This is a genomic window from Nocardioides sp. (assembly GCF_035703625.1).
Lineage (GTDB): Bacteria > Actinomycetota > Actinomycetes > Propionibacteriales > Nocardioidaceae > Nocardioides.
On sequence record NZ_DASSXS010000165.1, the window covers coordinates 1 to 10,440 of the forward strand.

General features: G+C 72.4%; 8 protein-coding genes and 1 pseudogene. 7 read left to right on the top strand and 2 right to left on the bottom strand.

Annotation, left to right across the window (positions count from 1 at the left end):
* Together VFN12_RS08105 and VFN12_RS08110 are read left to right on the top strand one after the other, a co-directional pair.
* Positions 1-256 (top strand): annotated as a pseudogene (locus VFN12_RS08105) (hypothetical protein); the annotation flags it as partial.
* Positions 257-401: 145 nt separating this feature from the next.
* The gene (locus VFN12_RS08110; protein WP_325118133.1) at positions 402-998 is read left to right on the top strand and encodes a nucleoside triphosphate pyrophosphatase; all 597 of its coding nucleotides are present in this window, start codon (positions 402-404) and stop codon (positions 996-998) included.
* Here VFN12_RS08110 and VFN12_RS08115 read toward each other — a convergent pair.
* Positions 928-1,443 carry a GtrA family protein gene (locus VFN12_RS08115; RefSeq protein WP_325118134.1) on the bottom strand — a complete coding sequence of 172 codons (516 nt, stop codon included), beginning with the start codon at positions 1,441-1,443 and terminating at the stop codon, positions 928-930. The genes VFN12_RS08110 and VFN12_RS08115 overlap by 71 nt on opposite strands.
* Positions 1,444-1,513: 70 nt before the next feature.
* On the opposite strand from VFN12_RS08115, the gene VFN12_RS08120 reads away from it, so the two are divergent.
* Positions 1,514-2,920, top strand: coding sequence for a hypothetical protein (locus VFN12_RS08120; RefSeq protein ID WP_325118135.1), 1,407 nt, complete (start codon positions 1,514-1,516; stop codon positions 2,918-2,920).
* 3 nt (positions 2,921-2,923) lie between these two features.
* Here the strand turns inward: VFN12_RS08120 and VFN12_RS08125 are convergent, their stop codons facing one another.
* Positions 2,924-4,090 carry an acyl-CoA dehydrogenase family protein gene (locus tag VFN12_RS08125; protein WP_325118136.1) on the bottom strand — a complete coding sequence of 389 codons (1,167 nt, stop codon included), beginning with the start codon at positions 4,088-4,090 and terminating at the stop codon, positions 2,924-2,926.
* Between the two features lie 199 nt (positions 4,091-4,289).
* Between VFN12_RS08125 and VFN12_RS08130 the strand changes: the two genes are divergently transcribed.
* The 4 genes from VFN12_RS08130 to VFN12_RS08145 form a co-directional block, all read left to right on the top strand.
* Positions 4,290-5,294, top strand: coding sequence for an iron ABC transporter substrate-binding protein (locus VFN12_RS08130; protein WP_325118137.1), 1,005 nt, complete (start codon positions 4,290-4,292; stop codon positions 5,292-5,294).
* A gap of 95 nt (positions 5,295-5,389) precedes the next feature.
* A complete protein-coding gene (locus VFN12_RS08135; RefSeq protein ID WP_325118138.1) occupies positions 5,390-6,901 on the top strand; it encodes an iron ABC transporter permease in 1,512 nt (503 codons plus the stop codon).
* The gene (locus tag VFN12_RS08140; protein ID WP_325118139.1) at positions 6,898-7,947 is read left to right on the top strand and encodes an ABC transporter ATP-binding protein; all 1,050 of its coding nucleotides are present in this window, start codon (positions 6,898-6,900) and stop codon (positions 7,945-7,947) included. The genes VFN12_RS08135 and VFN12_RS08140 overlap by 4 nt, the downstream gene beginning before the upstream one ends.
* 49 nt (positions 7,948-7,996) lie before the next feature.
* Positions 7,997-10,440, top strand: a 2,444-nt coding sequence (locus VFN12_RS08145) for an AMP-binding protein (RefSeq protein WP_325118140.1), incomplete at its 3' end; no start/stop codon positions are given.

Consider the following 10,440-nt stretch of genomic DNA (forward strand, 5'->3'; position numbering starts at 1 on the left):
GCGCCTGCGGTTCCTGGTGGCGGTGCTCGCCTACGGGGTGGCGGGGCCCCTGGGCCGGGTCGTGGCCCGGTCGGCGAAGGTGCCGGATGCGCCGTTCGAGTGGCGCTTCCTGAAGGGCCCGTGGTTCGACAACAACCTCGCCACCCTGGAGGTCGACGGCCGCGGACTCCGGATGTGGTGGGCGACCGGCGTCGTGGAGGGCAACCGCCACGACCGCCCCCGGTTGTCGAGGGTCTCCGAGGTCACGATCGACTGAGCGGGCGGGCGGCCGGCACGCCTCCCACGGGTCACACCAGTCCCACGCCTCAGCCGATCCATGCACTTCCCGGCCGTTGCAACGGCTGAGAAGTGCCGGTTTCCCCGGTGGGCCGGGGAAACCGACGACCCCCTACGCTCGCCGGATGCAGCTCGTCCTGGCCTCTGCGTCCCCAGCCCGCCTCGCGACCCTGCGCAGTGCCGGCATCGAGCCGGTGGTGATCGTCTCCGGGGTCGACGAGAGCCGGGTCAGCGGGTTGCCGCCCGCCGAGCTCGCCCTGCAGCTCGCCGCGCTCAAGTGCGCCGCCGTCGCGGAGCGCGAGGGGCTTCCGGAGGACGCGCTCGTCCTGGGCTGCGACTCGGTCCTCGAGCTCGACGGCCAGGCCCTCGGCAAGCCCGACGGCGCCGCCGACGCGACCGCCCGGTGGCGAGCCATGCGCGGTCGCTCCGGCGTGCTGCACACCGGCCACAGCCTGCGCGACACCGGGTCCGGACGGGTGGTGGCGGCCACCGCCTCGACCACGGTCCACTTCGCCGAGGTCAGCGACGACGAGATCGCGGCGTACGTCGCCACCGGTGAGCCGTTGTCGGTGGCCGGCGCCTTCACGGTCGACGGGAGGGGCGGAGCGTTCGTGACCCGGATCGAGGGCGACCACCACAACGTGGTCGGCCTCAGCCTCCCACTGGTCCGCGAGCTGACGGCGGAACTGGGTCGGTCGTGGACCGATCTGTGGTCGCCGTGACCGGTTCTGGGTGGGTGAAGACGAGCTCCCGGAACAGGAAGAACCGCGCGGTGTTCGCCAGCAGCAGGCCGACGACGTTCGCCGAGATGTTGTCCGAGATCGGGTCGTCGACGCCGACCACGTTCCGGCTGATCCACAGGCAGGCCATCGGGATCAGCATGGTCGCCAGGTTGATCAGGACGAACGCGGCCAGGCCGCCGTCGGGGTGGTTGGTCTCGCGCTCGCGGAAGGCCCAGCCCTTCGTGCCGCCGAAGCTGATGGTCATGCCCACGAGGTTGGCGATCAGGTAGGCGAGCTCGGGCTGGTCGTTGAGCAGGGCGAAGTCGGCGGTGTTGAAGCCGTGCACGAGGAAGTTGAAGAGGATCAGCGCGACGATCGTCGCCAGCAGGCCGACGGCGAGGAACCGCCCGACCTCCCCCGCGAACCGTTCCCAGCGCTCACCCATGCCCAAAAGGCTAACCGGAGCGTCCACGCATTTCGGGAGAACCTCAGACAGCGAGCAGCCCGCGGGCGCCGTGGAGTCGCGGGCGGCCGGACCGACCGGCACCAGTAGTTTGTTCGCCATCTTCGACCTCACGTTCTCCCGCACCGACCAGTTCCGGCCCTTCGGGCTCGTCGCCCCCGGCTTCGAGGCCGCGGACGTGGGCACCGTCTCGCCGGGGTCGTCCGGCGAGGTCCTGACCCTCCACGCAAGCGGTCCCGCGGCGCCGTTCGCGGCGGTCGAGGCGCGACTGCCCGCGGCATCCCGGGGCAGCCTGGCCCTCGGCCTCGGCACCGAGGAGGGCGACCACGTACTCGTCCGCTGGGACGCAGCGACCTCGCGGGTCACCCTGGAGGTGCGCATCCACGGGCGCAGCCGGGTCCTCCGACGCCGCAAGACCAGGCTCGGCGAGGGCGCCGGGCTCGCCTTCGCCCTGTGCGAGAACCAGGTCACCGCACTGGTCGACCACGGCAACGGGTGGCGGCCGCTCATCACCGAACGCGCCAAGGTCACGGCCCTGGTCGACCTCCGGCGCGAGACGACCCTCCAACGGTTCCGTTACGGCTGGAGCGCCAGCGACCTCACCGCATCCGCCCTGCGGGCAGGGCTGTTCGGCATGACCGGCCTGCGCGACCCGCACCTGGTCCAGCACGCCGACGGGTCGCCGTACGAGCGGGACGGCCGCCAGTTCCTCACCTGGACGTGCGCCGGGCTCGGGGGCTTCCGGCAGGCGCACTGGACGGCGTGGTCCTTCGACCCCGCCTCACCTCGCGACCTGCGGCTGGAGTCGCAGCTCTTCACCCGCCGCGACGGCCTCGTGCTGGGTGACCACGCCGGCCAGCTGGTCCGCCACCGGGACCGCTGGCTGCTGGCGACCAGCTCGTGGGGCGACTTCTCGCCCGGAGACATCCACGTCCGCCACGCGGAGACCGGGGCCGACCTGCTCTCCGGCGTGCACGTGATCGACACCGAGCGCTCTCCGCTGCCGACCGGGCACGGCACATGGGACCCGTGCCTGCTCCTGCGGGACGGCCACTGGTGGACGGCGTTCGTCGCGAGCCCGTCGCAGGATCCGTTCGACTTCCATCCCGCGCTCGCGCGCGGCGGGCAGGGCTCGGCGACCCCGTGGTCGGACGACCTCGAGCTGGTGGCCGCGGCCGAGGACCTCAGACGCTGCGAGGGCCCGATCTTCGTCCGGGTCGGCTCCGAGACCTGGTTGCTGGCCAGCGACGGGAAACGGCGCCAGTTCCCCGTGTTCGATCTCGAGGGGAAGCGCCGCGGACGCCTGGACGCGCCGTACCCGACGAACATCCCGCACCCGCAGCTCGTGCCGGACCCGCGTGGCGGCTGGTGGATGATCACGTTCGAGAACACGCAGTACGCCGAGCGCGTCATGGGGTACGGCGGCCACGGCGACGTCGTGCTGATGCACTCGACGTGAGCCTCACTCGACCGGCAGGCCCAGCCCCCGCGCGATCAGCATCCGCTGGACCTCCGAAGTGCCCTCGCCGATCTCGAGCACCTTGGCGTCGCGGTAGAACCGGGTGACGGGGTACTCCTCCATGAAGCCGTAGCCACCGAACACCTGGGTGGCGATCCGGGTGGCGGTCACCGCCGACTCGGTGGCGTGCAGCTTGGCGATCGCCGCGGCCTGCTTGAAGTCCTTCACGGGTGCCCCGGCGTCCTTCATCGCCGCCGCCTTGTAGACGAGCAGGCGGGCGGACTGGAGCATCACCTCGAGGTCCGCGATCTGGAAGGCCAGGCCCTGCTTGCGTCCGATCGGGACGCCGAAGGTCTGCCGCTCCCCGGCGTACTCGAGGCTCATGTCGAGGCAGGCCTGGATGCAGCCGACCGCGAGCGCCGCGATGGCCACCCGCCCGTCGTCGAGGATGGCGAGGAACTGGGCGAACCCCCGCCCGCGCTCCCCGAGCAGGTTCGACTCCGGCACGCGGACGTCCTCGAAGGACAGCGGGTGGGTGTCGGAGGCGTGCCAGCCGAGCTTGTCGTACGCCGGCTCGGCGGTGAACCCGGGCGTGCCGGCGGGAACGATGATGGAGCTGATCTCGGGGCGCTCGTCGCCGCCGCCACCGGTGCGTGCCGTCACAGTGACCAGGCTGGTGATGTCGGAGCCGGAGTTGGTGATGAACTGCTTCGAACCGTTGATCACCCACTCGCCGCCGACCAGCTCGGCCCTGGTCCTGGTCGCGCCGGCGTCCGAGCCGGATCCCGGCTCGGTGAGACCGAAGCCGGCCAGGGTCTGGCCGCTGACGAGGTCAGGAAGCCAGGTCCGCTTCTGCTCCTCGGTGCCGTAGGTGAGGATCGGGTTGATGCCGAGTCCGACCGCGGCCTCCAGGGTGATGCCCATCGACTGGTCGACCCGGCCGATCTCCTCGATCGCCACGCAGAGGCTGGTGAAGTCGCCGTCGGCGCCGCCGTACTCCTCGGGGGCGGTCAGCCCGAACAGGCCGAGCTGGCCCATCTTCTGGACGACGTCGACCGGGAAGTGGTGCTCGCGGTCCCACTGGCCGGCGTGCGGGGCGATCTCCTTCTCGGCGAAGTCGCGGACCGTGCGCCGGAACTGCTCGTGCTCGGGGGACAGCTCGAAGCTCATGTCGGTCATGCTAGCCGAGCGAAGTTAGCGATTGTTAACCACGCCGCCTCTCGTTGAGTTGGGGATTCGTGACCGTTGAGTGGGGGATCCGTGGCGCCCTCCTGCACACCGATCCCCGACTCGGGGGACCGGAATCCCCAACTCAACGGGTCAGGTAAGGTTAGGCGACCCTAAGCAGTCGAGCCTAGATCGGATTCCCGTGAGCAAGAACCTGCTGGTGGCCTGCGCCGCGGCGGTGCTGACCGCCCCGATGCTGACCTCGTGCGGTGACGACGGGCCCTTCATCACCGTCTACAACGCCCAGCACGAGGAGCTGATCGCCGAGGTCGCGCCCATCTTCGAGGAGGAGACCGGCATCGAGGTCAAGCTCCGCAGCGGCGACGACCTCGAGCTCGCCAACCAGCTGGTGCAGGAGGGCGACGCCTCGCCGGCCGACGTGTTCCTCACCGAGAACTCCCCCGCCATGACGCTGGTCGACAACGCCGGGCTGTTCACCGAGGTGGACCAGGAGACGCTCGACCTGATCCCGCCGGAGTACGTGCCCAGCGACCGCACCTGGGTGGGCTTCATGGGCCGCTCGACCGTCGCGATGTACAACACCGACGCGCTCAGCGAGGCGGAGATGCCCGACTCGATCCTGGACTTCGCTGACCCCGAGTGGGAGGGCCGGATCTCCTACTCCCCCACCGGCGCCGACTTCCAGGCGATCGTCAGCGCCGTGCTCGAGATGGAGGGCGAGCAGGCCACCCGGGAGTGGCTGTCGGGGCTGGCCGACAACGGCACCGAGTACGACGGCAACGACGTGGTCATGGAGTCGGTCAACTCGGGCGAGGTCGACGCCGGGATCGCCTACCACTACTACTGGTACCGCGACCAGAAGGAGTCCGGCGAGCACAGCGACAACACCGAGCTGCACTTCTTCGGCGACCAGGACCCCGGGGCGTTCGTGAGCGTCTCCGGAGCCGGCGTCCTGGCCTCCAGCGACAAGCAGTCCGACGCCCAGGAGTTCGTGAACTTCCTCGCCAGCGTCGAAGGACAGCAGGCGATCGCCGACTCCTACGCCCTGGAGTACCCCCTCAACCCCGAGGTCTCCCTCGACCCACCCGTCAAGCCGTTCGCCGAGCTCGAGCCGCCGCGGATCGACGTGGCCACGCTCAACAGCGAGCCGGTGACCGAGCTCATGCAGGAGGAAGGGCTGCTCTGAGCACCGACGCCCCCGTCCTGCAGCGGGACCTGGACGCCCCGCAGGGCCGACCGGAGCAGAAGACCTCCACGGCCCGGCGGACGCCTCCCCTGCTGATGGCCTCGGGCGTGGCCGTGGCCCTGCTCGCGCTGGTGCCCCTGGGGTTCGTCGTCACCTACACGGTCCTCATCGGCCCGTCCGAGGCCTGGGACCTGCTGGTGCGGCCCCGCATCGGCGAGCTGCTGTGGAACACCACGCGCCTGGTCGTCGGCTGCATGGCCGCCAGCTTGGTGATCGGCGTCGGCTGCGCCTGGGTCGTGGAGCGGACCGACCTCCCGTGGCGGCCGCTGTGGCACGGGCTGCTCGTCGCCCCCCTTGCGGTACCCGCGTTCGTCAACAGCTTCGGCTGGGTGTCACTCACCCACGCGGTCGAGGGGTACGCCGGCGCGCTCCTGATCGTGACCCTCTCCTACTATCCGCTGGTCTACCTGCCGGTCGTCGCGTCGCTCCGCGGGCTCGACCCGGCGCTCGAGGAGACGGCGTACTCCCTGGAGCACGGGCGCTGGCGCACTTTCCGCCGGGTGGTCCTCCCCCAGCTGCGACCGGCCATGCTGGGCGGCTGCCTGCTCGTGGGGCTGCACCTCCTGGCGGAGTTCGGGGCACTGCAGATGCTCCGCTTCCCGACCTTCACCACCGCGATCTACGACCAGTACCGCTCCACGTTCAACGGGCCGGCCGCCAACATGATCGCCGGAGTGCTCGTGCTCTGCTGCGCGCTCCTGCTCACCGCCGAGCTGCGGCTGCGGGGCCACCGCCGCTACTCACGGGTGGCCCACGGTGCCGCCCGGCCGGTCGAGCGACAGCGCCTCGGCCGGGCCCGGTGGCCGGTGGCCGGGCTGCTGGCCGCGTTGCTGGCGCTCGCCGTCGGCGTGCCGACCTACAGCCTGCTGCACTGGCTGTCGGTCGGCTCCTCGACGGAGTTCCCGGTGGGCGAGCTGCTCGCCGCCGCCGGCACCTCGCTGGGGCTCGGCGCCGCAGGCGCCGCGCTGACCGTGGTCCTCGCCCTGCCGGTCGCCTGGCTGGCCATCCGCTACCGCAGCCTGGCCAGCACGGCCGTCGAGCGCAGCACCTACGTCGCCAACGCGCTGCCCGGCATCGTCGTGGCCCTGGCGCTGGTGACGGTCTCGATCCGGGTCGTCCAGCCCGCCTACCAGACCTTCGGCCTGCTGCTCGTGGCCTACGCCATCATGTTCCTGCCCCGGGCGGTCGTCAGCGTCCGGGCCGCGCTCGAGCAGGCGCCGCTCGTCCTCGACGACGTGGCACACAGCCTCGGCGCCGGCCCGCTGGCCACGGCACGCCGGGTCACCCTTCCGATCATCGCGCCCGGCATCGGGGCGGGGGCAGCCCTGGTCTTCCTGGCCGTCTCCACCGAGCTGACCGCGACCCTCATGCTCTCCCCGATCGACACCTCCACCCTGGCGACCGAGTTCTGGTCGGCCTCCTCCTCGGTGGCCTACGGAGCCGCGGCGCCCTACGCCCTGCTGCTGGTGCTGATCTCGATCCCCGCCACGATCCTGCTGGGCCGGCACGCGACCCTGGCCGCCCCCGCGGAAGGACTTGCCAGATGAGCAGCCTGCACCTCGACGGCGTGACCCGGTCGTTCGGCCCCGTGCGGGCCGTCGACCAGGTGCGCCTGTCCGTCCCGCAGAGCTCGATCACCGCGGTGCTCGGCCCCTCCGGCTGCGGCAAGACCACCCTGCTGCGGCTGATCGCCGGCTTCCTCGAGCCCGAGTCCGGCACGATCCGCTTCGGCGACCTGGTCGTCGCCGGAGCCGGACGCGCCCTGTCCCCCCAGGCGCGCCGGGTCGGCTACGTCCCGCAGGAGGGTGCCCTCTTCCCGCACCTCGACGTCGCAGCCAACATCGCCTTCGGCCTGCCCCGGTCCCGGCGGCGCTCGCGCCGGGACCGGACGGCCCGCATCACCGAGATGCTGGACCTCGTCGAGCTCCCGGCGTCGTACGCCGACCGCTACCCGCACGAGCTGTCCGGTGGCCAGCAGCAGCGCGTGGCCCTGGCCCGCGCGCTGGCCCCCAACCCGACGGTCGTCCTCCTCGACGAGCCGTTCTCCTCGCTCGACGCCTCGCTGCGCGCCTCCACCGGCCAGGCCGTCGTCCGCGCCCTGCGCGCCGCCTCGGCGACGGCGGTGCTGGTCACCCACGACCAGGACGAGGCGCTGTCGCTGGCCGACCAGGTCGCCGTGATGCGGGGCGGTCGCCTGATCCAGGCGGACGCGCCCTACACGCTCTACCGCTCGCCCGTCGACGCCGACGTCGCCCGGTTCGTCGGCGGGGCGACCGCCCTCCCCGCGCACGTGACCGACGGGGTGGCGACGTGCGTCCTCGGCGACCTCCCGCTCGCCCGGCCCTGCCCGGACGGCGCCGCCGAGGTGCTGGTGCGCCCCGAGCAGGTCCGACTCGACAGCGCCGCGAGCGACGCCAGGGTCGAGGCGCGGGTCTCGGAGGTTCGCTTCTACGGGCACGACGCCGCGTGCCGGCTGGACCTCCAGCCCGACGGCCCGGCCCTGGTCGCCCGGATCATCGGTCTCGAGGCACCCGAGGTCGGGAGCATCGTCAAGGTCGGCGTCGCCGGCGGCGTGGTCGCCTTCCCGGGCTGACCGACGACCGAGGGTATTAGGTTAGGCAACCCTAAGTTAGACTGCGACCGTGAGCCTGCTCCTCCCGTCCCCCCGACGTGCCCCCGCCCGTCCGGTCTTCCAGCTCCCCGGTGACGGCTCGCGCACCGCCCTGCACACCGCGACCGGCCAGATCAGCTACGCCGAGCTGTTCGAGCGCGCGGCCGAGCTCGCCGGCGGAGTGCTCGGCGGCACCCGGCGCCTGGTCCTGATCGAGGGCACGAACACCCCCGAGTCCGTCACCGCCTACCTGGCCGCCGTGCAGCACGGGCACGTCGCCCTGCTCGTCCCCGAGGGCCGCCCGGCCCAGCTCGACCAGATGGTGGCGGCCTACGACCCGGACGTGGTGCTGCGCCGGGCCGACGGCCGGTGGCTGGCCGACCCACGCCGCCGCGGCAGCGTCCACGACCTGCACCCCGACCTCGCGCTGCTGCTGAGCACCTCCGGCTCCACCGGCTCACCCAAGCTGGTCCGGCTCTCCCACGACAACCTCCGCAGCAACGCCGCGAGCATCGCGTCGTACCTGCGGCTCACGCCCGACGACCGCGCCGCGACCTCGCTCCCGCTGCACTACTGCTACGGCCTGTCGGTCGTCAACAGCCACCTCCTCACCGGCGCCGGGCTGGTCCTCACGGACCACTCGGTCGTGGACGAGTGCTTCTGGCGGCGCTTCCAGGACGCGAGCGCGACGTCGTTCGCCGGCGTGCCCTACACCTTCGACCTGCTCGACCACTCCGGCTTCGCCGACCGCGACCTGCCGAGCCTGCGCTTCATCACCCAGGCCGGCGGCCGCCTGGGCCCGGACCGGGTCCGGGCCTGGGCCGAGCTCGGGCAGCGGCGCGGCTGGGACTTCGTGGTGATGTACGGCCAGACCGAGGCCACCGCCCGGATGGCCTACCTGCCCGCGGATCTCGCGACCAGCCGGCCGGAGGCCATCGGCGTCGCGATCCCCGGCGGTTCCTTCAGTCTGGAACCCGTCGCCGAGGCCCCCGAGCCCGGCATCGGCGAGCTGGTCTACGAAGGTCCCAACGTCATGCTCGGGTACGCCGAGACGCCGGCCGACCTGGCGGAGGGCCGCACCGTCGACGCCCTCCGCACCGGCGACCTGGCCCGGATCTCCGACGGCCTGGTCGAGATCGTCGGGCGGCGCAGCCGGCATGCCAAGGTGTTCGGCCTCCGACTGGACCTCGACCGCGTCGAGAGCGCCGTCGCCGCCCGGGTCCCGACCGCCGAGGTGAGGTGCCTCGCGGTCGACGACGCACTGCACGCGTTCACCACCAGCCGCCGGTCGGCCCCCACCGTGCGCGCCGAGCTCTCCGGGCTGTGCGGGCTGCCGGCCTCGGCGGTCCGGGTCCACACGCTCCCCGAGCTGCCCCGGACCCCTGCCGGCAAGCCCGACCACGCGGCACTCGAGCGCCAGGCGCGACTGGTCACCGCGCCCGCGACGGCCGATCAGGACCAGGCGGTCACGGCGGAGTCGCTGCGCGACGAGTTCGCGCTCGTGCTGGGACGGCCCGACGCCACCGTGGCGGACAGCTTCGTCGGCCTGGGCGGTGACTCGTTGTCCTACGTCGAGCTGGCGACCCGGCTGGAACGACGCCTCGACCGGCTCCCCCGCGGCTGGCACACGCGCACCATCGCCGAGCTGGCCGCACCCTCCTCGCCGGACCGGACCCGCAGTCGCCGGTGGGGCCGCCAGATGGACATCACGGTCGCGCTGCGGGCACTGTGCATCCTGCTGATCGTCGGCTCGCACGCCAACGTGTTCACCGTGGCCGGTGGCGCCCACCTGCTGCTGGCGGTCGCCGGCTACAACTTCGCCCGGTTCCAGATCTCCGAGGCGCCACGGACGACCCGGCTCCGCAACGGGCTGGTCGGGATCGCCCAGGTGGTGGTGCCGAGCTCGCTGTTCATCGGAGCCGTCGCCCTGGTCACCGGCGACTACGACGCGCCCACCGCGCTGTTCCTCAACGGGCTGCTGGGAAGCGACACCTGGACCCTCGACTGGCAGTTCTGGTTCCTCGAGGCGCTGGTGTGGACCTCCCTCGGCGCGCTCGCCCTGATCGCGGTCCCGGCCCTCGACCGGGTCGAGCGCAGGGGGCCCTTCGCCTTCGCCGCCGTCCTCCTGCTGGCGACGGTCGCGCTGAGGTACGCCTGGACCGGGGTGGAGGCGGGGGCCACCGAGCGCTACACCCCCGGCGTCGTCCTGTGGTGCTTCGCGCTGGGCTGGGCCGCGGCCAGGTCACGGACCTCGCTCCAGCGGGTCGCGGTGCTCGTCGCCGCGGCCGCCGCGTACGCCGGCTTCTTCGGCGACCCGGGCCGCGAGCTGCTCATCGTGGCCGGCGTGGCCGTGCTGCTGTGGCTGCCCACGGTGCGGGTCCCGCGCCTGCTGGCGCCCGCCGCGACCGCGCTGGCCGGGGCGTCGCTGTTCGTCTACCTGACCCACTGGCAGGTCTACCCGCACCTCGAGGTGGA